The organism is Ruegeria sp. CG1 (assembly GCF_056537265.1).
This window is the reverse complement of the sequence record NZ_JBQFRF010000001.1, coordinates 886377-912664: the sequence shown is the minus strand read 5'-3', so window position 1 is coordinate 912664 and position 26288 is coordinate 886377. Positions and strand designations below refer to the sequence as shown.

Genomic DNA, 26288 nt, shown 5'->3' with positions numbered 1-26288 from the left:
TTCCTTTGGCCTTAGGCTTGCTTTGTTTCGTCGGTATCAAGTGGGTCCTGGTATTCCGGTTTGACGGTGCCTCCCAGACGCTTGATTTCATCCCTTATGGCCTTGCGTTCTTCATCAGGGCCGCGGCGCATGTCGACGGTGACGCCGTCGTGAAACGCCCAGATAAAGGCGTGCACCCAAGGGACAATCGCCAAAAATCCCATCCATCCCATGATCTTGACCGCTTCGGCATGGGGGTGATTGCGTTTGATCGCGATACGTCCGGGCAGGCCCATTATGAATAGAAACAGCGCCATCACCGCTGCCAGCAGCAAGATAAGTGCCACAAATGTCAGATAGTCATAGTAGCCCAGCGGCTGCCCCAAAAGTCCCATGCTCGCGCCTCCTGTTGTTGGAAACTGTTCCATCCTCAGGCGCTGTTGTCCAGCTAATCAATCACTTTCTGGCTGATCGGAGGGACGCATCAGCATTCAATAATTTTGGTGTTCCAGTCTATGCACTTCTGATGGAGGTCGTCGGGTAGCGGTAGATCGGTATAAACCATATCAACATCGGATAATGAGGCGATGCGTGCGGGCGCGGTGCGCTGAAACTTTGAAGCATCCGCTACTAGGCTGATCTGCCGGGCTTGTTCAATGATAGTTTGACTGACCAGTACTTCTTGGAGATCGAAATCCATTAGATCCCCATCCGCATCCAATGCGGAACAGCCGATAATCGCGTGATCGAATTTGAACTGGCGGATGGTCGAGACCGCAAGATTCCCGACCAACCCACTATCTGATCTGCGCAGCACACCGCCTGCAACGACGATCTGGCAATCGGGGTTATCGGCCAGGATATTGGCAACGTTCATATTGTTGGTCACGACCATTAGGTTTTTGTGTTTCAGCAATTGGCGGGCAACGGCCTCGGTCGAGGTGCCTATGTTCATAAAGATCGAGCTGCCCTCGGGGATGTCGGCCGCGCAGCGTTCAGCGATGCGTGTCTTGGCTTCATGATTCAGGGCGCGCCGGTCTTCGTATCCAATATTAGACACGCCAGAACGCAGAACGGCACCCCCGTGAACCCGATCCAACTTACCAGCTTCTGACAGTTCAGTCAGGTCACGGCGAATGGTTTGAACCGTCACCTGAAAGCGCTCGGCCAGTCCTTCGACAGTAACGCGGCCCTCTTGCTCGGCGACTAAAAGAATGTCCGATTGGCGAAATGATAGTGACATGGGCGGTCCTGAGTTCCGGTGTTTTCGTTTTTGTTCTAATTTTGCGGTTAAGCAAGGGAATTCGTTAGTTGCACTTATTAATATTCGTTGTTTCAGCTAAAAACGAACAATATCGAAAAATAAAGTTGACGATACGAACCATCATGCTGCTAATGCGCTTGAAACTGCCACGTTGGGGAATCAATTGGATATGTCATCGGACAGCAGCCAAGTTACCGATCTTTTTGTGATCGGCGGGGGTATAAATGGGTGCGGTATCGCACGTGATGCGGCAGGTCGGGGCCTATCGGTCACCTTGGCTGAAATGAACGATCTGGCCTCGGCGACGTCGTCAGCCTCGACCAAACTGTTTCATGGCGGGCTACGGTACCTGGAATTTTTTGAATTTCGTTTGGTGCGTGAAGCGCTGGTCGAACGCGAGACCTTACTGCGCGCTATGCCCCATATCAGTTGGCCCATGCGTTTCGTGCTGCCCTATCACGCCGATATGCGTTTTGACTCTGAAACGCCGACCTCACGGTTGCTCAGTACGGTGATGCCATGGATGCGCGGGCGTCGTCCTGCGTGGCTAATACGGCTTGGCCTTTTTTTGTATGACAATCTGGGCGGTCGCAAAATCCTGCCGGGTACACGTTCGCTGAACCTGCGCGCGGCACCCGAGGGGGCTCCGCTGCAAGACAAATTTGAAACCGCCTATGAATACTCGGACTGCTGGGTCGAGGATTCGCGGCTGGTGGTCCTGAACGCCCGCGATGCCGAGGCACGCGGGGCCAAGATCATGGTCAGGACCGAGGTTCTTTCGGCTGAGCGGATCGATGAACTGTGGCAGGTCACGATCCGGGATCGGGATAGCGGCAAGACCGAAACCGTCCTTGCGAAGATGTTGATCAATGCGGGCGGACCTTGGGTAGGTGACATCATCCAGACCAAGATCCGGGTCAATTCCCGAGAAGGCGTCCGTCTGGTGCGTGGCAGCCATATCGTGACACCCAAGCTGTTTGACCATGACAAGTGCTATTTCTTTCAGGGCGAAGACGGGCGCATCATCTTTGCGATCCCGTACGAGCAGGATTTTACCTTGATCGGAACCACGGATCAGGATCATTCTGACCCCTCCGAGCCTCCGATTTGTACCGAGGCCGAGCAGGAGTATCTGTGCGCTTTCGCATCGAAATACTTCGCGAAGCCCGTTACCCGTGAAGATATTGTCTGGACCTATTCAGGCGTCCGTCCGCTATATGATGACGGCGCAAGCAGTGCCACGGCGGCTACCCGCGATTACACGCTTAAAGTTGATGCCGAGAGCGGGGCTCCGGTGTTGAATGTCTTTGGTGGTAAAATCACCACCTACAGACGCCTCGCGGAAAGCGCGCTGGAGAAGATTGGAGAACATTTCCCAGATCTTGGCGGACCATGGACCGCAGGCGTCCCATTGCCCGGCGGGGATTTTCCGGTCGACGGCGTGCAGGATTTGATCGGGAAACTGATAGCGGAGTACCCGTTCCTGACCGATTTTTGGGCCCGTCGATTGATCCGGGCCTATGGCACCGAGACCTGGGACCTTCTGGGTCCGGCAAAAGATCAGAGCGATCTGGGTGACGATTTCGGCGCGACATTGACCGAGGCCGAACTGGTTTGGCTGATGGACAAGGAATACGCGCGCACCGCTCAGGATGTCGTGTGGCGGCGCAATAAGCTGGGTCTAAGGCTCAGCCCCGAACAGATCAGCCGGATAGACGACTGGATGGCCAAACGGTTAACTGACTAGCGTGCGGATCAGTCGATCCAAGCAAAAAAGATACGCCCCGCAGATGTGCGGGGCGTTTTGCGATTTCAATGCCGGTCTTATGCGGCTTCTTCTGACGGTTCCGGATCGTTCTTGCTGCCTTTGACCCATTCGCGCAGGCTCTGCATCACAGCGTAAAGGACCGGTACCAGAATGACCCCGAACAGAGTGGCTGCCAGCATGCCGCCGAACACGGCAACGCCGATGGCCTTCTGGCTGGCAGCTCCGGCCCCGTTCGCGGCCAGCAGGGGAACCACGCCCAAAAGGAAGGACAGGGCGGTCATCATCACAGCGCGGAAACGCTGATATGCGGCTTCGGCCGCGGCCTCCTTGATTGACAGCCCCTTGGCCCTTTGCTCCATCGCGAATTCGACGATCAGAATCCCGTTCTTTGACGCAAGCCCGACAAGCATGATCATTCCGATCTGCGTGTAGAGGTTGATGTCGCTGCCAACGATCGCCACCGCTGCGACGGCACCGAACAAGGCCACGGTCACCGACATTAGGATCGAAACGGGCATCGTCCAACTTTCATATTGGCCGACAAGGAACAGGTACCCAAACAGGATCGCCAACCCAAGGATCACCACGACCAGACCGCCCGAGGCCAGCTGCTGCTGCGCCGTTCCGGTCCATTCATAGGCATAGCCGGGGGGCAAGGCAGTCGCCGACTCCTCGGTCATGACATTGATGGCGTCCCCGGTCGAGAGCCCCGGTGCCGGAACCGCTGTCACAGTGGCCGAGCGGAACAGGTTATGCCGCTTTAGCAGGACCGGACCCAGCACGTTCTCGATATCGATCAGCGTGCCAAGCGGTACCATCTCACCTTTGGTGGAACGTACATAAAGCTCTGAGATATCATCGACCTTATTCCGGTATGACCCTTCGGCCTGGATCATTACGCGATAGACACGACCAAACAGGTTGAAGTCATTCACGTAATACGAGCCAAGCTGCGCCTGCATGGTCTGGAAAATCTCGGCCACCGAGACTTGCAGGGTTTTGGCCTTTTCCCGATCCAGATCGACAAACAATTGCGGCACGTTCGCGCGGAAGGTGGTGTAGGCCTGCGCGATCTCAGGACGCTGGTTTGCGGCATAGACATACGACCCAACGGCCGAGGCCAGATCCTGCGGCGAGCCGCCACCGGTCTGCTGCACTTCCATTTCAACCCCTGCAGACATACCAAGGCCCTGAATGGGTGGCGGGTTGAACGCAACAATCGATGCGGCAGACTCACCATATGCAATCGCCAGAACCTGGTTCAGGATCGCATCCGCACTGAGCTCGGGTTCCTGCCGCTCTTCCCAGTTGGTCAGGTTGACAAAGATGGCTGCGCCATTGGTAGTGGTCCCGTTCAACAGCGAGAACCCATTGACCAGAACGGTACTGGATACGCCGGAGATCTGTTGAATCTGTTCATCGATCCGCGCAGAAACCGCCTCGGTCCGTTCAAGCGTCGCCGCATCGGGAAGCTGGATATCGACGAACAGATATCCGTTGTCTTCCAGCGGAATGAACCCTTTGGACGTGTTGCCCATAATGGTCCCAGTACCCGCTGCGAATGCTGCAATGATCCCCAGCGAAATGACCGGCAGGATCAGTAGCTTTCGCACGATGGCGACATAGCCGCTGCGCATTCCGCCGATAAATTTCTCGAACACGGCCAGCAACCCTTTGGGCGGCCCCGAGCGCGCCTGTAGCACAAGCCCGCACAAGGCCGGTGAAAGGGTCAAGGCGTTGATCGACGAGATTACCACAGCAGTCGAGATCGTTACCGCAAACTGGGAATACAATCGTCCGGATATGCCGGGCATGAAAGTCACCGGCACGAAGACGGCCAGTAGCACCAGCGTGGTCGCGATCACGGGCCCGGTGATCTGGCCCATGGCCTTGCGGGTTGCCTCGGCAGGGGGCAGACCTTCATCGGCGATTATACGTTCGACGTTTTCCACCACGACGATGGCGTCATCTACAACGATCCCGATGGCCAGCACCAATGCGAACAGCGAGATCGTGTTCAGCGACATGCCAAAGGCCAGCAGGAAGGCAAATGTCCCGATCAATGAGACCGGAATTGCCACCGCCGGAATGATCGTCGCCCGCCAACTGCCAAGGAAGATGAACACAACTGTGATCACCAATATGAATGTCAGGATGAGGGTCGAGACCACGTCATTGAGCGACTGTTCCACGAAATCCGTCGTATTGAATGGAACATCGTATTCGACATCCGTGGGAAAGGACCGTGACAGGCGCTCAAGTTCGGCCTCAACACGTTCGGACACCGCAAGGGCGTTTGCGCCGGGGGCCTGATAGATGCCGATAACGGTCGCAGGAACGCTTTCGAAATAGCCCGAGGCGGAATAGAACTGCGCCCCTAGCTCGACGCGCGCAATGTCTTTGACGCGCACAATCGCACCGGCTTCGCCTGTACGGATTACAATATCTCCGAATTCATCGGCCGAGGTCAGGCGGCCTTTGGTCTTGATCGTATACTGAAAGGTCTGCCCTTCAGGTACAGGCGGTGACCCGATTGAGCCCGCAGAGACCTCGATATTCTGTTCGCGGATGGCATTGATCACATCACCCGGAGTGATTGACAGCGCGGCCATCTTGTCCGGGTCCATCCAGATCCGCATGGCGTATTCCAGATTGGTCAAAACATCCGCTTTACCCACGCCCTGAACCCGCGCCAGAGCGTCTTTCAAGTTGATTGAGGCATAGTTCGACAGGAACACACTGTCATATGTGCCATTGGGCGAGGTCAGCGTGACCAGCAACAACATGTTGGTTGACGCTTTTTGCGTGACAACACCGGATGAAGTCACTTCGGACGGCAGCGATGCCATCGCCTGTGCCACACGGTTCTGCACGTTGACCGAGGCGATATCGGGGTCGGTGCCCACCTCGAACGTAACGTTCAACGAATACGAGCCGTTATCCGATGAGGTCGACGTCATGTAGATCATATCGTCCACACCGTTGACCTGCGCCTCGATCGGGGCGGCCACGGTGTTTTCCACGGTTTCGGCATTTGCACCTGTATAGGTGGCCGTTACGCTGACCACCGGCGGCGTGATATCGGGAAACTGCGCAACCGGCAGAACCAGATAACCGATCCCGCCCAAAATGGTCAGGACCAGCGAAATGACAAGCGCCAGCTTGGGCCGGCTGATAAACAGGGCTGAGAACATCAGTTATTCTCCGGCTGCTCGGACGCAACGACTGCATCAACGGCGACGCCGGGGCGCACGCGTTGCAGGCCTTCGACGATGACGCTTTCGCCTTCGCGCAGGCCATCTGTGACGATAATCGCCGAATCCACGGTATCTCCGGTTGTGATGTAGCGTTGTTCAACCATCTGCTTGTCATTGACGACCAGAACGAATTCGCCGCGCTGATCACGCTGCAGCGCTGCTTGAGGGATCAATACCTGCAGCGTCGGCTCAAGCGCTTCGATCTGAACGTTTACGAAGGCACCATCAACGAGCAGACGCTTGGCATTGTCGAATTGAGCTGTGATCGTAATGGCTCCGGTCAGCGGATCAATGCGGTTGTCGACAAAAATGATTTCGCCGGTTTCATCCAGCTCAGTACCGTTCGGCAGAGTCACATGAACATTCGGGCTTTGGCTGCTTTCAGCTAGCGTGGCCGGGTCTTCACCAAATTGTTCAAGAACCGACGTGAACTGCTTCTCATTCAACGAAAAATTCACATAGATGGGGGCTTCGCTGACCAGGGTGACAAGCGGCGGATTGTTGGGGCCCACAACATCACCGACACTGGTTTCCACGCGGCCGATGCGGCCCGAAAACGGGGCGTGGATCTGTGTGTAGCTGAGATCAAGCTCGGCCTGTTGGATCGCTGCATTGGCGGCTTTGACCTCGGCCTCGGCGACCAGTTCATTGGCTCGGGCAATGTCACGTTCTGATTCCGGTGTAGCGTCGCGCTTGTACAGCTCTTCCTTGCGGGCGAGATCGACTTTGGCCAGTTCAAGGTTTGCCTGCGCCCGATCCAGATCGGCTTTACGCGCCTCAAGCGTGGCTTCGTAAAGATCCGGTTCGATCGTGAACAGCAGGTCATCCTCATTCACCGGAGAGCCATCGTCGACGTTCTGGCTGTCCAGGAAACCACTGACGCGCGCGATAATATCGACCTTGTCGATTGCCTCGGCCCGTCCAATGAAGGTGGCCTGATCGGTGATCTCTTCGGTATAAGCTGCGGCGATCGACACCTTGGGCGCAGGGGCATCGCCCTGATCCTGCGCGACCGCTATCTGGGGCAGGCTGGAACATGCAAACAAAGCGGCAGAAACGCCGAGTGCCCTGAAATAGCCGCGTGGGCCGAGTGCTGGCTTCTTAAATGCAAGGGACATGTTGGCGCCTCGTTCAAAGTAAAGATTGCACAACCGGGCAACAGAAACCCCCGGATGAGTCGATTGATTTTATAGGCAGGATGGCGGGTTTGACGCAGTTTCTCAAGCGTGTTGAGGTAGTGCGTTGGCAAGAATCGACCCGAAATTTCTTTCCAATCTGCAGACTTAGCCTGCATCCGCAGGCGTTTATCTGCCCGATGACAATTGGGGCGGGCGAATTTTCTCTGCCAAAAACCAGCAGCGGAGAGGCTTCAGGGCTCCGCTGCGGCATTCATAAATCGAATTTTGTTGTTATTCACGCGTTCCCGCAAACCGATTCTGCCAGTCTTCGCGCTGTTCGTCCGTGATTTTGGCAAACAGCACGTCGGGAACCGAAAATTCATGGCCAGCGGGCAGGGCGCGCAGCGCGGCATCGATATCTTCGGGCCAGCTGGTATAGAGTGTGTTCATCGCACTAAGCATTTTTGCAGACGCATCGGGAATGAACGGCGCGCTCAGAACTGCATAGAGGCGGATCAGGTTCAGCCCCAGCCGCACCTGCGCCGCAGCCTGCGCAGGATCTTCCTTAAAGGTAGACCATGGTGCGGCAGCCTGCAGATACTCGTTGCCAGCGACCCAGATCGCTCGCAGCTCTTGCGCGGATTTGCGCACTTCCATCGCTTCCATGTGGCCTTCGTAGGCACGTACTCGGCTAGTAAGCTCAGCAATCAGGGTCTGTTCACGTTCGCCATACGCACCACCTTCGGGCACTGCTTCACCGAATTTCGAGCGGCAGAACTTAGTGATCCGGCTGACAAAGTTACCCAGAACATCCGCAAGATCTTTGTTCACCGACTGCTGGAAGTTCTCCCATGTGAACTCGCTGTCGCTGCTTTCTGGCGCATGGCTCAACAGCCACCAGCGCCAGTAATCGGCGGGCAGAATGTCCAGCGCCTGATCCATAAACACGCCACGACCCTGCGAGGTCGAGAACTGGCCACCGTCATAGTTCAGGTAGTTGAATGATTTCAGGTGGTCGACCATCTTCCAGGGCTCGCCCGATCCCAGAATGGTGGCCGGGAAAGACAGGGTGTGGAAGGGCACATTGTCCTTGCCCATGAACTGAACGTAACGCACATCTTCTGCGCCTTTGTCGGTGCGCCACCAACGTTCCCAATCGGCATCAGACTTACCATTGGCGTCGGCCCATTCCTTGGCGCAGGCGATGTATTCAATGGGGGCATCGAACCAGACATAGAAGACTTTGCCTTCCATGCCGGGCCAATCTTGATCACCTTTCTTGACTGGTACACCCCAATCCAGATCGCGGGTAATGCCGCGATCCTGCAGGCCGTCGCCATCATGTAGCCATTTCTTGGCGATCGAGGTTGTCAGGATCGGCCAGTCTGTCTTGCTGTCAATCCACGCGTCCAACTGATCTTTCATTGCGGATTGACGCAAATACAGGTGCTTGGTCTCACGCACCTCAAGATCGGTCGAGCCGCTGATCGCGCTGCGGGGCTCGATCAGGTCGGTCGGGTCTAGCTGCTTGGTACAATTTTCGCACTGGTCGCCGCGCGCGCGCTCGTAACCGCAATTGGGGCAAGTGCCTTCGATATAGCGGTCGGGCAGAAAACGGCCATCGGCGTTGGAATAAACCTGCTTTTCGCTGACTTCCCGGATCAGCCCGGCTTCATCCAGTTTGCCAGCGAAATGCTGGGTCAGTTTACGGTTCTGATCGCTGGACGAGCGGCCAAAGTGATCAAAGCTCAGGCCAAAGCGCTTGGCGATATCGGCCTGTACTGCGTACATGTCAGCGCAATATTCAGCCACAGGTTTGCCCGCTTTGGCGGCGGCCAGCTCGGCCGGGGTGCCGTGCTCGTCGGTTGCACACAGGAACATGACCTCATTGCCCCGGCCGCGCTGATAGCGAGCGTACAGATCGGCAGGCAATTGCGAGCCGATCAGGTTGCCGAGATGTTTGATCCCGTTGATGTAAGGGATTGCCGAGGTGATGAGAATTCGGGCCATAATGCGCTTCCACGTATCTGTCTGCGCGCCCGTCTACCTTATGTGGCCAGTAAGCAAAAGCCCGCATTCATACCCGCTTGAATTTAACGGGTATTACTACGCGACTTCGTGCATTCCCGGGAGTTTGTGTCGCGTTCGTCAGCGATTTCGCCCCGTGCGTACCAATGGTGTATGATGATCAGGAGAACCCAGCTTAGGGGGAATTTCATTATGCAGAGTTTATGGATGGGCTGCTGTGCCGCCGTTGCAGCTATTGTATTTACCGCCAGCGCCATCGCCGACCAGAGCGCCACAGATGATCCGGTGCATGCTTTTGACCACGCTATGCTCTCGATTTTTCACCGAGGCCAGGATGCGCTGACGGCTGAAACCCGGCCCGTCATGATTATCGCACGTGATGTCACAGTCATGACCGAAGACGGAGAGGCGAGCTATCCAAGGGATGCGCCAACCTATCAACATCTGAAGTCCACGTCGCATGTTGTGTTGGGATTGATCGGGGCGGTGACTCCATGGCCTGATGATAATACCGATGATGAGCGCTGGAAGGCGGAGTTTGCAATTATCATCAATGAGATAGATGTATTTCTTGCGACATTGGGCGAACTGGGCATGACCGAGGGCGACTTGGCGAGCCAGCGCAAAATGCTCGAAACAGCCCGGGCATTTGCTCAAGGTGCACTCGACAAGGATCAGATCACACGTGAAGCGGTTTCGCAGGTGATCAACGACATGCGGCCCATCTGGGCAGAGAATATGGAGAAATCTGCACGTGCGGAGTTGAACGCACTTCATACCGCCGTGTCCGATGCACGCGCAGCCATAAGCGAAGAGGAGTGGGCCAAGATGTATGTGGTGCATCACGGCGGCTCCAGCGTCAAAGACGTCAATGTCGTGCTACTGTACCTACAGCGCGTGATGCCGGAAAAGGTTGCTGCCGGGCAGGTTCTGTTCGCTGAGAACGCACACGGGAACGACGCGTTGGCTGGATACGCCGGATACGTTCGAATGCAGAGGCATGTTGGTGCATGGGTGTTCGGAGACCCTGAACGGATGCGGGTTGACCTGCTGGGATATGAGGCGGGATCGATCCTGGATGAAATGATCCCGGCACCACCGCCAAAGCCCACCGATTAGAGAATTACTCCAGCAGGTGTGAACAGGTAATACGTTTCGCACGGGCGAAAGAAATTGAGCTTAATGTCATGGTTGCAGATTGTAACTGACATTTGGATGTAAATAACCTCAGGTTGAAACACAGAATCACAACCTCTTGAAATTGTAGCAATGACTTCCCATTTGTAGTGTATACAAAAGTATACAATAACGAGGGCAATCTGCTGATGTTCGACTTTTTACTAGAGGGCGCATTTGTGCCCTTTACCTTGGCGCTTGCGCTTTTGTTCGGTCTTCTGGGCCTTGAACTGATCGCATTGGTTTTCGGGGGAAGTCTTCTGGCAGGCGAGGGCGAGGTTGATTTGGACATGGTCGACGCGCCCGATCTGGACGTCGCCGACTTTGATCTGGATATCGACGCCGACATCGATCTGGGTGACTTGGAACTGGCCGAAATTGAAACCGATGTGCCTGCGGCTACGCCCGTCGGCCCGTTTGGCTGGTTGGGCATTGGCAAGATGCCATTCATGATCTGGCTCGTTGTGCTGCTGGCTGGTTTCGGCCTGAGTGGCATAGGCCTGCAACTGGCGCTGCGTGATCTGCTGGGCTTTGACTTACCTGCATGGTTGGCCGCGATTCCGGCCGGAGTATTCGGCCTATGGTTCGCACGTGGCTTTGGTGGTGTCTTCGCTCGCCTCCTGCCCAAAACCGAATCCGAAGCGATGTCGGAACGGATGCTGGCCCGCCGCCGTGGCGTGATCACTCAGGGTATCGCATCGCGAGGCCGTCCAGCCGAAGTCCGCGTCATGGATCGCTTTGGCAACACGCACTACCTGCGCGCAGAGCCGTTGCAGGACAAAGATTCGCTGGAGCAGGGAACAGAAGTCCTTGTTCTGCGTGATCGACGGCGCGACCGGTTCGTTCTGGTTCGCATGTCAGTTTAACCAAAAAATCTTAACCCCAATCCGGAGGATATTGCATGGAACTATCATTCCTGGCCATTACAGTTGTGACTATTTTAGCCGTACTCTTGTTCATAGGCCTTGTACTTGGCCGCCTTTATCGACGCGCCACGCGCGAGATCAGCCTGGTGAAAACCGGCGCGGGTGGCAAAAAGGTCATTATGGATGGCGGCGTCATCATCGTACCGTTGCTGCACGAAGTCAGCCCGGTCAACATGAAGACTCTGCGCCTTGAGGTGCAGCGCAGCGGTGAGGCCGCGCTTATCACCAAAGACCGGATGCGTGTCGACGTGGGTGTCGAATTCTACGTCTCGGTGATGGCGACTGAAGAGGGCATCGCGCGCGCCGCGCAAACGCTGGGTGATCGCACCTTTGACGTCGAGCAACTGCGTGAGATGATCGAAGGCAAGCTGATCGACGGTCTGCGTGCCGTGGCCGCTCAGATGACCATGGATGGTCTTCATGAAAACCGCGCCGACTTTGTGCAGGAAGTGCAGAATGCGGTGTCCGAAGACTTGCTGAAGAACGGTTTGTCGCTGGAATCCGTCTCGCTAACTGCGCTCGACCAGACGCCGTTTGAAGCGCTGGACGAGAACAACGCCTTTAACGCCGTGGGTATGCGCAAGCTGGCCGAGGTGATTGCCATATCCAAGAAAGAACGCGCGCAGATCGACGCCGAGGCCGAGGTTGAGGTGCGTCGTGCGGCGATGGAAGCGGAGCGTCAGAAGTTGCTGATCGAACAGGACGAACAGCAGGCGCGCATCGAGCAGGCGCAGAAGGTGGAAACTCTTCGTGTGGCGCAAGAGGCGGAGATCGCTGCGCGAACTGAAGACTCGGTACGCGAAACCGAACGCGCCCGGATTGCCCGTGAAGAGGCCATTCGTTCCGCCGAGATTGAGCGCGAGCGCAAGATCCGCGATGCCGAGATCGCCAAAGAGCGTGAGATCGAAGTGGCAGAACAGGAACGCCAGATCATCATCGCGCAGAAATCCGAAGAGGAAAGCCGCGCGCGCGCATCCGCCGATCTGGCTAGAGCCGAGGCGACCAAAGCAACCGAAGCTGTGGCTACGGCGCGCGAAGTGGCCGAGGCCGAGCGTCAGAAGCAGATTGTTCTGATTGAAGCCACCCGTGAGGCCGAACGTCAGGCCACCGCGATCCGTTTGTCAGCGCAGGCCGAGAAAGAGGCCGCCGCAGACCGCGCCGAAGCCCGCCGCGAGGAAGCGCAGGCCGAAGCAGACGCGCTGAACATTCGCGCCGAGGCCAAGAAAAACGACATGCTGGCCGAGGCGGAAGGTAAGCGTGCGATCGTAGAGGCGGACAATGCCCTGTCACCTGAGCAGATCCGGATGAAGGTCGACTTGACCCGCATTGAAACCATGCCCTCGATCATCTCGGAAATGGTCAAGCCGGCCGAAAAAATCGACTCGATCAAAATCCATCAGGTTGGTGGGATCGGAGCTGCCAATGGTGGTGGTGTTTCAAGCGGTGAAAAGCCGGTCGTCAATCAGGCGTTGGATTCGATCATGGGAATGGCCGTGCAGATGCCAGCGCTCAAGAAACTGGGCGAAGAGCTTGGCTTGTCCATGGAGAACGGCGTCGGGGGCGTAGTGAACGGTGCGCTTGAGAGCACCGGGGACCCAGATGAGGTGGTCGACGCGGTCGAGGACCACGGGCCAGCGGTCCAGCAGTAAAACAGAAGGGCCGGGATTTCCCGGCCCTTTTTCATTGCTTTTCGCGAGAACCCTTGAGCAGCCTGCCGATGGTAAAGGATGTGCGCGGTGCATAGACATAATTCGTCCGTTTCTCGGGCGTCGGGCGCGAACGCATACGGGCGAGGCCAAAGACAATAAGAAACAGATGACCCAATGCAACAAAAGCAAACAGGGCTCCGGGGCCGAATTGCTGGATCAACGTGGATGAGATGTAGGGCGAGGCAATCGCCCCCAATGCATACCAGAACATCAACGCTGCTGCCAATTCAACGCGTTGTTCGGTCGTGGCAAAATCATTCGCATGGGCCGAGGAAACCGAGAAAATCGGAAACGTGGTCAGGCCAAAGAACCCGGCGGCCAGCATAACGCCGACCGTTCCAGTTCCGCTAGCCAACATCGTGACACCGCAGCTTAGCACCGCTGCCACGGATAGCCAGATCAGCACCCAGCGTCGATCATACTTGTCTGCGAGCCAACCCAAGGGGTACTGGGCCAGTGCGCCGCCCAGAACGAAAGAGGCCAGAAAGAATGCAATCTGATCTACGCCCAGTCCGACCTCCTGACCGTATACCGGGCCGACCATGCGCAATGATGCCGAACTGAGCGCAGCCACGATAACGCCCGCCACAGCCAGTGGTGAGCTGTGCCAGGCCAGCTTGGGGCGCAGGCGCGGGGTGTCCGGTGTCTTGGGTTGGCTGGCGCGAGTTAGGGCCAGGGGCAAGATCGATGCACAGCATAGGATCGCAAGCAGGTTGTATGAAACGTAAGAGGCGGGTGGCAGAACAGCAATGATAAGCTGTGCACAAAGCGAGGCCCCCATATCGGCGATACGATACGTACCCATCGCGCGCCCACGGGTTTCGTTGGTGACCTTGGCGTTAAGCCAAGCCTCGATCACGGTGTAACACCCAGCGACACAGGTTCCCGACGCGATACGCAGCGCGGCCCAGACATAAGGGTTTTCAGTCAGCGTATGCCCCAGCAACCCCATCGCGCCCAAAGCGGTGCAGACCGCAAATGCGCGCGAGTGCCCGACGCTGCCCATAAGCCGCGGAGCCCACCAGCAACCAACAAAGAACCCAATGAAGTGCGATGACCCCAGCAGACCGATCTGTTCGGTTGAAAAATCAAGCGTCAGCCCCGAGATTGCATCCAACGGACCAACACCACCCGTTGAGAGCTGCAGCAGAATGACCGAAAGAAAGAGGGCGGCAAATGAAATGATCGTACGCATGATAGGTGCAACTTGACCTTGTCGCCACGAAATGCGCGCGCCTAATCGACGCCCTGACGTCGTTTTTTGCCTTTTTGTGGTTAATCCTGCCGGATGATTTCGGCGTGGATGTCCAGGCCGATCGTGGGTTGTACAAGATCAGGATATCCAGACGCGCCAAACTCATTTCGATTGATCGCCCCCTCTAGCCGGATGGACAGGGTGTCCAAATCATCCACCGCGCTTCCCGGTCTCCGATACAGGTTGGCGCTCAAAGTCACCGGACGCGTGATACCGCGCACTGTCAGATCGCCGGTCACGGTTGCACCTTCCGAGATACGGCCAGCGGGTCCCAGCTGAATCTTAGTCGTGATGAAACGGATGGTGGGGTATTGGGCAGCGTTCAACACACTTTTTCCCAACATCGGACCTCGGGCAAATGGTAGGTTCGTCCGCGCCCGGGCCACGTCCAGCACGACGTCGACCCGGCTGTTTTGCAAGCGATTGGTATCAATCAGAATTTGGGCCGACTGTACTGGCATCGTGCCCGTCTGAAGCGCGCCGGACAAATCATAGGTGAAGCCGACGGAACTGCGCGATGACGCCAGCGCATACGGGGTGAGGGCGGCCATCGCTGCCCGTGCCATTGGCAACGCGCAAAGGCTTGCAATCAGGCTGCGTCGGGTAAGGTTCCTCATGCCATCGCCGTGCGACCGCGCGGGCGCGAGCGTTTCATGAGCATCAGCACGATTGCGATATTCAGCCCGTTCCAAAGGATGCCATTGATGAAAGCAAGCTGATAACTGCCAGTCACGTCATAGATCCAGCCCGACATCCAACCACCCAGAGCCATGCCGAGGATAGTCATCATCATGACAAAACCCACGCGCGCTCCGGCCTCTTGCGGGGGCATATATTCACGTACAATCAGCGCGTAGCTGGGGACGATACCACCCTGGGCCAGCCCGAATAGCATGCTGACGACATAAAGCGAAACCATCCCATCATAAGGGAGAAACAGGAGCAGAGCGATACATTGCAGGACCGAGCCAATCAGCAGTGTTGAAAGCCCTCCCAACCGGTCCGCGACAAGCCCCGAGATGATGCGGCTAACCACGCCGCCCAACAGCATCAGAGACAGCATCTCGGCCCCAACGGCCGGGCCATAGCCCAAGCCCACACAATAGGAGACAATATGGACCTGGGGCATCGACATGGCCACGCAGCAGCCGATACCAGCCAACCCAAGGATGTACTGCAGGGCGCGGGGTGAAAAGCCGACGCTTTGTGCTTTGAGCTGCGCTGCCGCTGCTGCCGTGCCGTGCGCCTCGACGGGGACCTGTCTGCGCAAAAGCAGGGACAGAGGAATGACGGCGACCAGGGTGATGACGGCGAGACTCAGATAAACCTGCTGCCACCCGTCGCGCTGCAGAATGCCCGACAGCAGCGTGGGCCATATCGCGCCAGACAGGTAGTTGCCACTGGCCACCAGTGCCACAGCAATCCCTCGCCTGCGCATGAACCAATGCGAGATATCGGCGATCAGTGGTCCAAATCCGATTGACGTACCGAGCCCCAGCAGAAGATGCGCAACCGACAGCAGCGCGATATTCGGCGCAAGGGTTGCCAGCAGATAGCTTACCGCACTCAGCACAGCGGCGCCGATCAACGCCATTGTCACGCCCAGTCGGTCCACCAGCTTGCCCAGCCACATGTTGCCGAAGGCAAAGCCGATCATGGCGAGCGTATAGGGCATCGACGCTGCGGCTCGGTCCGCGCCAAACTCGGCCTCGATGGCGGGCATGACGACGATCACAGCCCACATGCCCACATTGACCACGGTTGCGATGGCCAGGGTGATCAGCAGGCGAAGCCACGAATATCGGCTGTCATGGATCGGGTGTGTCATGCCGGCACGCTAGGGGGCAAGTCCGGTTTTGGCCAGTCACAAGTTATGTGATCATCGGGGCGTCTTCGGATTTGATCTGCTTTAACTGCAGTCCGCAATGAGGAGCAGCCCGCGTCACGTGCCAACTGGCCGGGGGCAGGGCGCGGGCGCGGCGGCGGGTCAGACACCAACTGCAGGCCTCGTCCCGATAGGTGGGCACCATATGCCAGCGCGTCTCAATCCCCTGTGCGCCACCATCGTCAGGCGTCAGCAGTAGCCCCAGCGGGGCCTGTCCCGATATGCCGCCCTGTTCGGCAGCCAGATGCATCCGCCGGACCGGGGTCAGACCCGGCGGGCCGGGCAAATCGCCAATGACCAACGGGGCGGCACCGCTGCGCAAGGCTTCTTCCATGCACCACAACAGGTCTTCGGGTTTGTCAGGGCGGATCAGCAGAAACCGGGACGGATCGGCAAAAGGCAGCATGCCCTCGGGATGTAGCTGCGCCACCTCCCAAGCCGGGGCAATCCACATCACTGGCCCTTGAGTCTGCCCCGCTATCCACAGAGCAAAGCTACGCCGGGCAGGGCCGCAGGCTTCGTGTACACGGGCCAGTTGCAGACTGATCTGTGGGTGCAGGGCCACCCCGGGTGGGGTGCGCGCGGGCTTGCGGCCAAGAAGATTGGTGGACATGCTGATCAAATTAGCATGTTCTCATTTTGTTCTCAATTGGGGAATGCGGTCAACGCGACAGGATTAGACGCCCATCTGCGAACTGGATGTTCGAAAAGCGGTGCAGATACGCCATCCCTAGCAAGGATTGACCCAGATCGCCTTCATTGACCGAGGCCAGGATATCGCGATCGGTGATGGGGCCCAAAGACAGGCTGTCCAGCCGAATCGGCGCTGTACGCACAATGCCATTGGCCGTCGAGGCGCGGCCGAGATAGTTCAATTGATCCGTATCGATTCCAATTCGTTCGGCATCTTTCGGGCTGATGACGATATTGCTGGCCCCGGTATCGACCAGAAAGGTCACCGCTGTGCCATTCACCAGCATTGGTAAATAGTAGTGTCCATCATAAGAGCGGGGCACTTCAATCCGCTGATCGGTCACAGTCAGTTGCGGGGTCGGGCTGACGGTTGAACGGATGTCATCCCACAATCCGACAACGGCAATGACACCGATAAAGATAAACACCCAAGCCGCGACCTGCTGCATGGTTTTGCCCAAAGACTGACGGTTCTGAGTGATAAACCACATCAACAGGGCCGCACCCAGCAGAACCAGATAGGTCAAGCGCCCAATATCGTAGCCGTCCATTCAATCACCCGAAATCAGTTTTCTCATACCAATATGGTGTTTCACGAGGCGAAACCAAAGGCTTTGAGGCCATCAAGAATGAACTGAACCGACAGTGCAGCCAGCAGCATACCCAGCAGCCGTGTCAGCACGTTCAGCCCGGTCTTACCAAGAATACGGGCGATCATGCCTCCGGCCAGAAAGAACACAAATACAACCAACATGACGGCCAGCATAACAGCGCAGGCCGCTGCGATCCCAGGGACGCCCGGGTTTTGTCCGGCCAAAAGAATGATTGTTGCGATCGATCCGGGGCCCGCGATCAGGGGGATGGCCAAAGGGAACACCGAAGGGTCAGAATGATCTTCTTCCTCGGCGCGGTCCTCGCGGCGTTTGGTACGGCGGTCGAACAGCATGTCCAGCGCAGTCAGAAACAAAAGCGCGCCACCTGCAACGCGGAAGGCTTCCATCGAGATGCCGACGAATCCAAGAACCGCTTCACCAAAAGCGGCAAAGGCGATCAGGATGAAAACCGCGGTCAGGCAGCTGCGAATGGCAATCTTACGGCGTGTGGCCGCATCCATGTCCTGCGTCAAGGCAACGAAAATTGGCGTGGTTCCGAAAGGGTCGATCACCACAAACATCGTGGTGAAAGCCGTTATGAAAAAGGCCATGTCGATCATGCTGCGCTCTCTGCCTGTTCCAACCGTTCTGCGGCGGCGACCCATAGGGCTTCAGCCTTTTGCATGGCTTCGACCACCTCGGCGAATTTGCGGTTCCAGGTTTCCAGATCGTTGATCCGGTCATCTTCATAAAGCGCAGGATCCGCCAGCTTGGCAGAAAGCTTGTCGTGCATATTGGTCAGTTTCTCGACCCGGTCTTCGCATTTGCGCAGATCCGCACGCAGGGCCAATACGGTCTCGCGTGACGCACGTTTGGGTTTGGGCGCCTGTAGTTTATCTTTGACCGGTTTCTCGCGGGCCAGCAAAAGAGTGCGATAGGCCTCAAGATCGCCATCGAATGGCTTCACGGTGCCATCCGAGACCAGCCATAGCCGATCAGCGACAAGCGACAGTAGATGCATGTCGTGGCTGACCAAGATGACCGCGCCGGAATAGGCAGTCAGTGCCTCGACCAACGCTTCGCGGCTTTCGATGTCCAGATGGTTCGTCGGTTCGTCAAGGATCAGCATATGCGGCGCGTCGATGGTAGCGATCAGCAGCGACAAGCGCGCCTTTTGTCCGCCCGACAGGCGACCGACCAGCGTTTCCGCTTGATCCGCGTTCAATCCGAACCCCGCCAGACGCGAGCGCCACTTGCCGGGCGCCTCATTAGGGCGCAGGCGGCGCAAGTGATCCAATGGTGTTTCGTCCACATGCAGCTCATCTACCTGATGCTGCGCGAAATAGCCGATGCGCAGCTTGGAGCTTCGGGTCATTTTACCCGCCATCAGGGGTAGGCGGTCAGATAGCAGTTTCGAAAGGGTCGACTTGCCCTGACCATTCTTGCCTAGCAGAGCGATGCGATCATCCTGATCAATACGCAGGTTCAGTCGTCGCAGAACCTCGGTCTCACCATAACCGGTCACGCCTCCTTCAAGCTGAATGATCGGTGGCGACAGCTCTTCTGGCTCGGGGAATGAAAAGGCGCGCAAAGCCGCCTCTTGCGGAGTTGAAACCAGTTGGATGCGCTCGATCATCTTCAAACGAGACTGGGCCTGTACGGATTTTGACGCCTTATAGCGGAAACGATCCACGAAACTTTGCAGATGTGCGATGCGGGCCTTGGCCTTGGCGTTTTCCGACTCTGCTTGTGCCAGACGTTCAGCGCGACGTTCGGCAAACTTGTCGTAGGGAACCGCGTAATAAGTCAGTTTGCGATCTTCGAGATGCAGAATTGATCCGACGGCGCGGTTCAACAACCCCCGGTCGTGGCTGATGATGATGACGGTGTGAGGGTATTTGGCCAGATAGCTTTCAAGCCACAACGCACCTTCAAGGTCCAGATAATTGGTCGGTTCGTCCAACAGCAACAGGTCAGGCTGCGAAAACAGTACGGCCGCCAGCGCTACCCTCATGCGCCATCCGCCCGAGAAATCCGAACAGGGTTTCAGCTGATCCTCATCGTCAAAGCCCAGTCCTTTGAGGATCGAGGCTGCCCGAGCCTCAGCCGACCAAGCATCAATATCAGCCAGCCGTGTCTGGATTTCAGCAATGCGGTTCGGATCTATTGCGCTGTCTGCTTCGGCCATCAATGTGCTGCGTTCCACATCCGCGGCCAGAACCGTGTTGATCAGCGAGACATCCGAGGATGGCACTTCCTGCGCCACGCCCCCGATCCGCGCACGTTTGGGCAGGGATATATTGCCTGATTCCAGCGACAGCTCGCCCCGGATCAACCGAAAGAGCGTCGTCTTTCCGGTACCATTGCGCCCGACAAGGCCGACCTTGTGGCCATCGGGAATGGTCGCACTGGCCCCGTCGAACAGAGGACGCCCTTCAACGGCGTATGTGATGTTATCGATCCGTAACATGAGGCGCTCTTATCAGAGCATCCAAGACGCCGCCAGAGGTCACCATGTTCAAGCCAGAAGCAATGTGTTAGCGCTGTTCCGGTTCGTCTTCCAAACGGTTTCGATATGCGTGCGGCTCAATCTCCTCCGACCCTGATAACGCTGATCTTTGCAACGGCGCTCTCGGTTCTGACACTGAACATGTTCCTGCCGTCGCTGGCGCATATGAGCGAAGATTTCGGCGTGGATTATGGCCTGATGAACGTGGCCGTCGCAGGATACCTATTTGTCTCGGCGGTCTTGCAGTTGATCGTCGGGCCGCTGTCGGATCGCTACGGGCGAAGACCTGTCTTGTTGATTGCGATGGTCATATTTGTCGCCGCTTCAATTGGATGCGTCTTAGCCGAGTCAATCTGGGTTTTCCTTTCGTTTCGGATGATTCAGGCGGCGGTGGTGGCCGGGCCGGTGCTGTCGAGTGCTTCGATCCGCGACCGATATCCACCAAACGAGGCCGCGAGCAAGCTGGGCTATGTCGCAATGGCCATGGCACTGGCACCGATGCTTGGGCCAATGCTAGGTGGCGCGCTGGATATGCTTTTTGGTTGGCGGGCCGGGTTCGTGCTGTATTCGCTGCTTGGGGCAGGGGTGCTGTTGCTGCTTTGGGCTGACATGGGTGAAACCAACACCAACCGCTCGTCGACTTTCGCGGCGCAGATGCGGGAATACCCGCATTTGTTCCGCGCGCGTAGGTTCTGGGGTTACGCCTTATGCGCCGCGTTCTCCATCGGCGGTTTTTTTAGTTTTATCACCGGCGCGCCTCTGGTCGCCGCAGCCTGGTTCGATCTGAGCCCAGCAATGCTGGGTCTGGGCATCGGGATCATTACTGGCGGTTTTATGGTCGGCAACTTTGTTACAGGGCGCATCGCAAAGCGTACCCAGCTGACGACAATGATCTTGTTCGGTCGGGTCGTGGCCTCGGTTGGGCCATTTTGCGGGCTGCTGCTGTTCATCGGCAATATGGGCTCGGTCTGGGTGTTTTTTGGATCTGCCATCTGCGTTGGTTTCGGAAATGGTCTGACCAATGCAAATGCCTCGGCCGGGGTGATGTCGGTACGCCCGAAATTGGCTGGCAGCGCGGCCGGCTTATCAGGCGCTTTGATCGTGGCGCTGGGGGCGGTCTTGACCATGATGACCGGGACGTTCGTAAGCCCCGAAAACGGGCCTTATCTGGTGCTGAGCATGATGTGCGGCAGCAGCTTTGCTGGTCTTTTAGCAGTGCTCTATGTCCGTCGTTTGGATCGTACCGACCCACTGCCTGAGGCGATCTGAGCGATAAACGATCATAACGCTTTTCATGAGGCAAATACCATGTTAGGCGGCGCGCGATGGATTTCGGCGCGGGTGTCGCGCCCTAAAGTCAAGGAGAGGCCGACATGGCACTGGAACGCACATTCTCGATCATCAAACCCGATGCAACCCGCCGCAACCTGACTGGCAAGATCAATGCCAAGTTCGAAGAAGCTGGCCTGCGCATCGTCGCGCAAAAGCGCATCCACATGACCAAAGCCCAAGCTGGCAAGTTCTATGACGTGCACGCCGAGCGTCCGTTCTATGACGAACTGTGCGAATTCATGTCGTCGGCCCCTGTTGTTGTTCAGGTTCTGGAAGGCGAAGGTGCCATTGCAAAGAACCGCGAAGTCATGGGCGCAACCAACCCTGCAGACGCAGCACCTGGCACCATCCGCGCCGAGTTCGCTGAATCGGTCGGCGAAAACTCGGTCCACGGTTCGGACGCACCGGAAACTGCCGCGGTTGAGATCGCCTACTTCTTCTCGGGCATCGAACTGGTCGGCTAATCGGCCGTCAGATCCTAGCTTTGGGCCGCACCCCATATCGGGTGCGGCCTTTCTTATGAGGGCAGGGCTCAAGAGTGTTTGTCCGCATTGCTTTAGTCGACAGGAGCGAAATGCCGTCATGAGCACAAACAAACGCATTGTTCTTTCCAGTGATCACGCTGCAATCGACCTCAGGCAGGCTATCTCTGCTTACGTTGAAGCCGAAGGTTGGGAGGCCGTAGATATCGGCCCGACCACATCGGAAAGCACTCATTATCCCGAACACGGAGCTGCCGCAGCGCGCCTTGTGGCTTCGGGTGATTGTCGCTTTGGTATCATCTTGTGTGGCACCGGTCAGGGTATCATGATGGCGGCGAACAAAATCAACGGCGTCAGATGTGGCGTTTGCAGTGATGTCTTTTCGGCCCAGATGATCCGTCAGCACAATGACGCAAACATGCTCTCGCTGGGGGCGCGGATTATCGATGAAAAGCAAGCACTGGAAATCACGGCTGCTTTCCTGACATCCGAATTCGAAGGTGGTCGCCACGCAACGCGGGTCGATATGATCGGGGCGCTCGAAGCCTAGTCTGCCGCCAAATCCTTGGCTGAAATTCGCACGCCCAAAGCATCAAGATCGGCAATCATCTGATGCTTTGGCGCTATGCTGACTCCGGCTTTGATCGCATCGAATCGTTCGCGCAAGGCTTTCTTTTCCTCGCCCTTGCAGTCGTTCCAAGGGCGGCCTTGCAAGCCCATGACCAGCACATAATAGCCGATGAAATGAGGGCGCGTCCCGGCCTGTAACAGGCGCGCATATGCCTCGTCTGCTCCCAACGCTCGCAACTCCTGAGCTGTCATAATGCCCGCACGCGCGCAGGCTTGCTCGAACGCCGGGCCAAGATTGCGGATGGAGGATATCGGATCAGACATGCCTTGTCTTATCCCGCCCGATACGGCCTGTCACCCGCTCAAGGTTGTTTGCAGCTTCCCTTTCCGCTACCCAAGCGTTGGAGGGGCCAAGAATGAACGATCTAAGCCTAGAGAATGCCGCGCAAAATCTGGACCTGATGAACCCGCCCGAGGGGTTTGTCGACGACCCGTTCCCCCTTTACGATGCTCTGCTTGAGCATGCGCCAATATTGCGGCAGCCGGACGGTTCCATGTTGTTGTCGCGCCATGCGGATCTGGATGCCATTTATCGCAACACGACGCTTTATTCTTCGGATAAGGAGGCTGCGTTCGGCCCTAAATTCGGTGTTGGCTCGCCGTTATTCGAACATCATACAACTTCACTGGTGTTCTCCGATCCGCCGCTGCACACGCGGGTGCGCAAGATCATGACCTCAGCCCTGACGCCCCGGGCAATCGCGCGGATGGAGCCGGGTCTGATCGAAACCGTTGATACGCTGCTGGATGATATGGCGGGCAGGGGACGGGTTGATCTGATTGCGGATTTTGCCTCGACCATTCCAATCCAGATCATCGGCAATCTGCTGGATGTACCGATGGATGAACGCGCGCCTCTGCGCGATTGGTCTCTGGCTATCCTTGGTGCTTTGGAACCCGCTTTGACGGAAGCTAAGCTGGAAAAGGGTCACACTGCTGTTCGCGACTTCAAAACTTACCTTCGGGATCTCGTCGCCCGTCGTCGCGCAAAACCGGGAGATCCGGAAACAGATGTTCTGACACGTCTGATCCGTGGCGAAGGCGCGGATGAGATGCTGAGCGAGATTGAGCTTCTGCAAAACTGCATCTTCATACTGAACGCGGGCCACGAAACGACCACCAATCTGATCGGCAATGGGCTGGCGCTGCTTCATGACTATCCAGAACAACGCCAAAGACTGTTGGAAGATGGCGAATTGATTGCTCCGGCGGTTGAAGAGGTCTTGCGCTTTCGGTCGCCCAACCAATTTGGCAACCGGGAAACTACGTCGGACGTTGAAATCCGAGGACATCAGATCGCCAAAGGAACGAACCTGCATCTATGTATCGGGGCAGCGAACCGTGATCCCGAGGTGTTCACCGACCCGACCCGGTTTGACATCACACGCAAGCCGAACAGGCACCTGGCCTTCGCAGGCGGGCCGCATGTCTGCGTTGGCCTGACTTTGGCGCGTCTTGAAGGTCGTGTTGCATTGGGCCGGTTGTTGAATCGTTTTCCCGATTACCAGATTCAAGGAAAACGGGTGCAGGGTGGTCGCATTCGCTTTCACGGTTACGCTTCCTTGCCTGCAGTTATGTAATTTTATCAAGGCTATAGTAGATGTTCTTCATGTAATTACGAATTGCGTGACAACTTCAGAGTTGTCTCAAGCCCTGGCTTCCGGTTACGCGCAAGAAACGTGCCGCCGTGCATATGCGAAATTGCCGCCACAAGCGCTAGTCCAAGACCGGCATTGCGCCCGGTCCTTGCGGGATCAAGCGTGACAAACGGCATCTGCAATCGGGGCAGATCGCTTTCTGGTACGCCAGGGCCCCGGTCGCGAACGCTGAGTAACGCATAGTCGCCGTCGTCTCGAATTTCGATGGTGATCGCCGTGCCAGTCGGGGCGTAGCGCATGGCGTTTTCAAGAAGGTTCGACAGTGCTTGAGACAGCAGAGGGCGATGGCCTTGGATTGGGTACGCGTTTCCAACGACCTCAAGTCGGATGTTCTGATCAGACGCGACAGGTTCGTATAACTCAACCACGTCACCGACCAGTTGCAAAAGCTTTACCGGTTCAAATTGTTCGCGGCCCAGACCGGCCTCGGCACGCGAAATCTCGGTCAGTTGGCTGAGAACGCGCAGCAGGTGATCAATCTCGCCGGTCGCGCGCGCCATGTCGATCTCGCGATCTTGATCGCTTTTGCCGGGCTCAGCCAGGGATTCGACCCGTTGCCGCAGTCGCGACAGGGGAGAGCGCAGGTCATGAGCAATAGAATTGGACGTTGTGCGCAGGTTGCTGATCAGTTCTTCAATACGATCCAGCATGTTGTTCAATGTGGCCGCGACCTGATCGAATTCATCGCCCGTGCCTCGTAGAGGCATGCGCAGAGCTAAATCTCCGGAAACGATATTGTCGGCTGTATTGGCGATGTCTTTCAGTCGTGAAAACACCAGCCGGGTCAGCAGCCAGCCGGTCAATAAACTCAGCGCCAATGCCGTGGCAAGTGCCAGCGCGACAGACCGGAACAGAACCCGGTCGAATTGCTGTCTGGCCAATGAATCACGCCCGACAAGCAGCCTCTCACCACCCGGCAGCCGGACTGAAGCGGCAGAGATCGGGACATATTGATCCGTATCTTCTTTGCGAAGCTGAAGATCGACCCAGCCGCTGCCCGGAGTTATCCCTTCCGGCCAATGCGTCAGGTTGCCCGCCAGTTTCGTGCCTTGCCGACCTGTCAGCAGGTACAAGGCATCCCGCTCAGCCGCTGTCGGCAAACGGCGGTCGATGGCAGAGATCAACCCGATCATGCCACGCCGTTCATATTCATCTGCGAGGCCCGTAAGCTCGGCCTGAACGACCGAACGCGTCTCGCCTGAAATCGTGCGATTGGCCGTAAAATACACCATCGTCAGAACGGTCGCCGTCAGCAAAGTGCTAAGCACCATGCTGGCCAGAACCAACCGAGTACGAGAGTTTTTCAGCGACAGGCGCAGGTTATCCATCCGAAACCATGTATCCGGCGCCTCGGACTGTTTCAATCACCGGGTCAGCTCCGTCTTCATCAAGCTGGCGGCGCAGTTTCGAAATATGGACGTCGACCACGTTGGTGTTCGGGTCAAAGTGGTAATCCCACACACCTTCAAGCAACATCGTGCGCGAGACGACGCGGTTTTTTCGGCGCAGAAAGAACTCCAGAATTTGAAATTCGCGCGGGGTCAGGGTGATTTCACGACCGTTGCGTGTGACCTTGCGGGTCAACAGATCCATTTCGAGATCGCGGCAGGCAAGGGTCGGCGTTTCTTCGGCTTCTTGCGGTCGACGCAACAGGGCTTCGATCCGGGCATGAAGTTCCTGGAATGAAAATGGTTTGACCAGATAATCGTCTGCGCCCGCGCGGAGGCCTTTGACTCGCTCGTCCACTGCACTCATGGCGGTTAACATCAGAACAGGTGTTTTCAACCCAGCCGCACGCATTGACTTAATCAGTGATAACCCGTCCAGCCCGGGAAGCATTCGGTCCAGTACGACCGCATCAAATCCGCCGTCAGTTGCGTGGTACAGGCCTTCGCGGCCATCTGATGCGACTTCGACAACATAGCCTTCTTCACCAAATCCCTTGGCAATGAAGTCCCGTGTGTCTTGGTCATCTTCAACGATCAACAAGCGTCTGCTCATGGTCAGGGCTCCTTCCCAATGGGAT

General features: G+C 57.0%; 23 protein-coding genes. 8 read left to right on the top strand and 15 right to left on the bottom strand.

Annotated elements, in window-relative coordinates:
* Positions 1-11 precede the first annotated feature (11 nt).
* Together ACR0AU_RS04585 and ACR0AU_RS04580 are read right to left on the bottom strand one after the other, a co-directional pair.
* The gene (locus ACR0AU_RS04585) at positions 12-374 is read right to left on the bottom strand and encodes a DUF3302 domain-containing protein (RefSeq protein WP_170393336.1); all 363 of its coding nucleotides are present in this window, start codon (positions 372-374) and stop codon (positions 12-14) included.
* A gap of 89 nt (positions 375-463) precedes the next feature.
* Complete coding sequence (locus ACR0AU_RS04580) at positions 464-1222, bottom strand: DeoR/GlpR family DNA-binding transcription regulator (RefSeq protein WP_480590676.1); 759 nt, start codon at positions 1220-1222, stop codon at positions 464-466.
* 190 nt (positions 1223-1412) lie between these two features.
* On the opposite strand from ACR0AU_RS04580, the gene glpD reads away from it, so the two are divergent.
* Positions 1413-2990: a glycerol-3-phosphate dehydrogenase gene (gene glpD / locus ACR0AU_RS04575; RefSeq protein WP_170645910.1), complete on the top strand. Its 1578-nt coding sequence runs from the start codon at positions 1413-1415 to the stop codon at positions 2988-2990.
* A gap of 77 nt (positions 2991-3067) precedes the next feature.
* On the opposite strand, the gene ACR0AU_RS04570 is transcribed toward glpD, so the two are convergent.
* The 3 genes from ACR0AU_RS04570 to metG all read right to left on the bottom strand — a co-directional run bounded on the left by ACR0AU_RS04570 (position 3068) and on the right by metG (position 9396).
* Positions 3068-6205, bottom strand: coding sequence for an efflux RND transporter permease subunit (locus tag ACR0AU_RS04570; protein ID WP_170731957.1), 3138 nt, complete (start codon positions 6203-6205; stop codon positions 3068-3070).
* Complete coding sequence (locus ACR0AU_RS04565) at positions 6205-7386, bottom strand: efflux RND transporter periplasmic adaptor subunit (protein ID WP_170731959.1); 1182 nt, start codon at positions 7384-7386, stop codon at positions 6205-6207. The genes ACR0AU_RS04570 and ACR0AU_RS04565 overlap by 1 nt, the downstream gene beginning before the upstream one ends.
* A gap of 291 nt (positions 7387-7677) precedes the next feature.
* On the bottom strand, positions 7678-9396 hold the full coding sequence (gene metG, locus ACR0AU_RS04560; protein WP_170510381.1) for a methionine--tRNA ligase: 1719 nt from the start codon (positions 9394-9396) through the stop codon (positions 7678-7680).
* 210 nt (positions 9397-9606) lie between these two features.
* On the opposite strand from metG, the gene ACR0AU_RS04555 reads away from it, so the two are divergent.
* The 3 genes from ACR0AU_RS04555 (at position 9607) to ACR0AU_RS04545 (ending at position 13165) form a co-directional block, all read left to right on the top strand.
* The gene (locus ACR0AU_RS04555) at positions 9607-10533 is read left to right on the top strand and encodes a hypothetical protein (RefSeq protein WP_170731961.1); all 927 of its coding nucleotides are present in this window, start codon (positions 9607-9609) and stop codon (positions 10531-10533) included.
* 206 nt (positions 10534-10739) lie between these two features.
* Positions 10740-11456, top strand: a complete 717-nt coding sequence (locus ACR0AU_RS04550) for an OB-fold-containig protein (protein WP_480795334.1) — start codon at positions 10740-10742, stop codon at positions 11454-11456.
* A gap of 35 nt (positions 11457-11491) precedes the next feature.
* A complete protein-coding gene (locus ACR0AU_RS04545; protein WP_170731963.1) occupies positions 11492-13165 on the top strand; it encodes a flotillin domain-containing protein in 1674 nt (557 codons plus the stop codon).
* Between the two features lie 31 nt (positions 13166-13196).
* Here the strand turns inward: ACR0AU_RS04545 and ACR0AU_RS04540 are convergent, their stop codons facing one another.
* From ACR0AU_RS04540 to ACR0AU_RS04510, 7 genes are all read right to left on the bottom strand, one after another.
* Positions 13197-14420, bottom strand: coding sequence for an MFS transporter (locus ACR0AU_RS04540; RefSeq protein WP_170731964.1), 1224 nt, complete (start codon positions 14418-14420; stop codon positions 13197-13199).
* 80 nt (positions 14421-14500) lie between these two features.
* On the bottom strand, positions 14501-15097 hold the full coding sequence (locus ACR0AU_RS04535; RefSeq protein ID WP_480795333.1) for a YceI family protein: 597 nt from the start codon (positions 15095-15097) through the stop codon (positions 14501-14503).
* Entirely contained in the window at positions 15094-16308 is a 1215-nt protein-coding gene (locus ACR0AU_RS04530; protein WP_480795332.1) for an MFS transporter, read from the bottom strand. Before ACR0AU_RS04530 ends, ACR0AU_RS04535 begins: the two co-directional genes overlap by 4 nt.
* A 43-nt stretch (positions 16309-16351) precedes the next feature.
* Positions 16352-16978: a hypothetical protein gene (locus ACR0AU_RS04525; protein ID WP_170731966.1), complete on the bottom strand. Its 627-nt coding sequence runs from the start codon at positions 16976-16978 to the stop codon at positions 16352-16354.
* A 49-nt stretch (positions 16979-17027) separates the two neighbouring features.
* Positions 17028-17609: a TIGR02281 family clan AA aspartic protease gene (locus ACR0AU_RS04520; RefSeq protein ID WP_170731967.1), complete on the bottom strand. Its 582-nt coding sequence runs from the start codon at positions 17607-17609 to the stop codon at positions 17028-17030.
* 41 nt (positions 17610-17650) lie between these two features.
* Positions 17651-18271 carry a MarC family protein gene (locus ACR0AU_RS04515; protein WP_170393323.1) on the bottom strand — a complete coding sequence of 207 codons (621 nt, stop codon included), beginning with the start codon at positions 18269-18271 and terminating at the stop codon, positions 17651-17653.
* The gene (locus ACR0AU_RS04510) at positions 18268-20121 is read right to left on the bottom strand and encodes an ABC-F family ATP-binding cassette domain-containing protein (RefSeq protein WP_480795331.1); all 1854 of its coding nucleotides are present in this window, start codon (positions 20119-20121) and stop codon (positions 18268-18270) included. Before ACR0AU_RS04510 ends, ACR0AU_RS04515 begins: the two co-directional genes overlap by 4 nt.
* A gap of 105 nt (positions 20122-20226) precedes the next feature.
* Here ACR0AU_RS04510 and ACR0AU_RS04505 point away from each other — a divergent pair, with 105 nt between their 5' ends.
* The 3 genes from ACR0AU_RS04505 to rpiB all read left to right on the top strand — a co-directional run bounded on the left by ACR0AU_RS04505 (position 20227) and on the right by rpiB (position 22524).
* Positions 20227-21429 (top strand): multidrug effflux MFS transporter, encoded by a 1203-nt coding sequence (locus ACR0AU_RS04505; RefSeq protein ID WP_170405251.1) that lies wholly within the window; start codon positions 20227-20229, stop codon positions 21427-21429.
* A 104-nt stretch (positions 21430-21533) separates the two neighbouring features.
* On the top strand, positions 21534-21956 hold the full coding sequence (gene ndk / locus ACR0AU_RS04500) for a nucleoside-diphosphate kinase (protein WP_008757405.1): 423 nt from the start codon (positions 21534-21536) through the stop codon (positions 21954-21956).
* Positions 21957-22074: 118 nt separating this feature from the next.
* Positions 22075-22524, top strand: a complete 450-nt coding sequence (gene rpiB, locus ACR0AU_RS04495; RefSeq protein WP_170405254.1) for a ribose 5-phosphate isomerase B — start codon at positions 22075-22077, stop codon at positions 22522-22524.
* On the opposite strand, the gene ACR0AU_RS04490 is transcribed toward rpiB, so the two are convergent.
* Positions 22521-22868: a TfoX/Sxy family protein gene (locus tag ACR0AU_RS04490; protein WP_170595853.1), complete on the bottom strand. Its 348-nt coding sequence runs from the start codon at positions 22866-22868 to the stop codon at positions 22521-22523. The two genes, rpiB and ACR0AU_RS04490, sit on opposite strands and share 4 nt — an antisense overlap.
* Positions 22869-22960: 92 nt before the next feature.
* Here ACR0AU_RS04490 and ACR0AU_RS04485 point away from each other — a divergent pair, with 92 nt between their 5' ends.
* Complete coding sequence (locus ACR0AU_RS04485; protein WP_170731971.1) at positions 22961-24184, top strand: cytochrome P450; 1224 nt, start codon at positions 22961-22963, stop codon at positions 24182-24184.
* A 35-nt stretch (positions 24185-24219) separates the two neighbouring features.
* Here the strand turns inward: ACR0AU_RS04485 and ACR0AU_RS04480 are convergent, their stop codons facing one another.
* Both ACR0AU_RS04480 and ACR0AU_RS04475 read right to left on the bottom strand, forming a co-directional pair.
* Positions 24220-25626 carry a sensor histidine kinase gene (locus ACR0AU_RS04480; protein WP_480795330.1) on the bottom strand — a complete coding sequence of 469 codons (1407 nt, stop codon included), beginning with the start codon at positions 25624-25626 and terminating at the stop codon, positions 24220-24222.
* Positions 25583-26263, bottom strand: coding sequence for a response regulator transcription factor (locus ACR0AU_RS04475; RefSeq protein ID WP_170393316.1), 681 nt, complete (start codon positions 26261-26263; stop codon positions 25583-25585). The genes ACR0AU_RS04480 and ACR0AU_RS04475 overlap by 44 nt, the downstream gene beginning before the upstream one ends.
* Positions 26264-26288 lie beyond the last annotated feature (25 nt).

Excerpts from the sequence above, each read along its gene's own strand:
- metG (WP_170510381.1), bottom strand. The coding sequence starts at position 9,396 with ATGGCCCGAATTCTCATCACCTCGGCAATCCCTTACATCAACGGGATC.
- glpD (WP_170645910.1), top strand. The coding sequence starts at position 1,413 with ATGTCATCGGACAGCAGCCAAGTTACCGATCTTTTTGTGATCGGCGGG.
- ndk (WP_008757405.1), top strand. The coding sequence starts at position 21,534 with ATGGCACTGGAACGCACATTCTCGATCATCAAACCCGATGCAACCCGC.
- ACR0AU_RS04530 (WP_480795332.1), bottom strand. The coding sequence starts at position 16,308 with ATGACACACCCGATCCATGACAGCCGATATTCGTGGCTTCGCCTGCTG.
- ACR0AU_RS04540 (WP_170731964.1), bottom strand. The coding sequence starts at position 14,420 with ATGCGTACGATCATTTCATTTGCCGCCCTCTTTCTTTCGGTCATTCTG.
- rpiB (WP_170405254.1), top strand. The coding sequence starts at position 22,075 with ATGAGCACAAACAAACGCATTGTTCTTTCCAGTGATCACGCTGCAATC.
- ACR0AU_RS04510 (WP_480795331.1), bottom strand. The coding sequence starts at position 20,121 with ATGTTACGGATCGATAACATCACATACGCCGTTGAAGGGCGTCCTCTG.
- ACR0AU_RS04525 (WP_170731966.1), bottom strand. The coding sequence starts at position 16,978 with ATGTCCACCAATCTTCTTGGCCGCAAGCCCGCGCGCACCCCACCCGGG.
- ACR0AU_RS04535 (WP_480795333.1), bottom strand. The coding sequence starts at position 15,097 with ATGAGGAACCTTACCCGACGCAGCCTGATTGCAAGCCTTTGCGCGTTG.
- ACR0AU_RS04520 (WP_170731967.1), bottom strand. The coding sequence starts at position 17,609 with ATGGACGGCTACGATATTGGGCGCTTGACCTATCTGGTTCTGCTGGGT.
- ACR0AU_RS04550 (WP_480795334.1), top strand. The coding sequence starts at position 10,740 with ATGTTCGACTTTTTACTAGAGGGCGCATTTGTGCCCTTTACCTTGGCG.
- ACR0AU_RS04515 (WP_170393323.1), bottom strand. The coding sequence starts at position 18,271 with ATGATCGACATGGCCTTTTTCATAACGGCTTTCACCACGATGTTTGTG.
- ACR0AU_RS04475 (WP_170393316.1), bottom strand. The coding sequence starts at position 26,263 with ATGAGCAGACGCTTGTTGATCGTTGAAGATGACCAAGACACACGGGAC.
- ACR0AU_RS04570 (WP_170731957.1), bottom strand. The coding sequence starts at position 6,205 with ATGTTCTCAGCCCTGTTTATCAGCCGGCCCAAGCTGGCGCTTGTCATT.
- ACR0AU_RS04545 (WP_170731963.1), top strand. The coding sequence starts at position 11,492 with ATGGAACTATCATTCCTGGCCATTACAGTTGTGACTATTTTAGCCGTA.
- ACR0AU_RS04565 (WP_170731959.1), bottom strand. The coding sequence starts at position 7,386 with ATGTCCCTTGCATTTAAGAAGCCAGCACTCGGCCCACGCGGCTATTTC.
- ACR0AU_RS04505 (WP_170405251.1), top strand. The coding sequence starts at position 20,227 with ATGCGTGCGGCTCAATCTCCTCCGACCCTGATAACGCTGATCTTTGCA.
- ACR0AU_RS04580 (WP_480590676.1), bottom strand. The coding sequence starts at position 1,222 with ATGTCACTATCATTTCGCCAATCGGACATTCTTTTAGTCGCCGAGCAA.
- ACR0AU_RS04485 (WP_170731971.1), top strand. The coding sequence starts at position 22,961 with ATGAACGATCTAAGCCTAGAGAATGCCGCGCAAAATCTGGACCTGATG.
- ACR0AU_RS04490 (WP_170595853.1), bottom strand. The coding sequence starts at position 22,868 with ATGTCTGATCCGATATCCTCCATCCGCAATCTTGGCCCGGCGTTCGAG.
- ACR0AU_RS04555 (WP_170731961.1), top strand. The coding sequence starts at position 9,607 with ATGCAGAGTTTATGGATGGGCTGCTGTGCCGCCGTTGCAGCTATTGTA.
- ACR0AU_RS04585 (WP_170393336.1), bottom strand. The coding sequence starts at position 374 with ATGGGACTTTTGGGGCAGCCGCTGGGCTACTATGACTATCTGACATTT.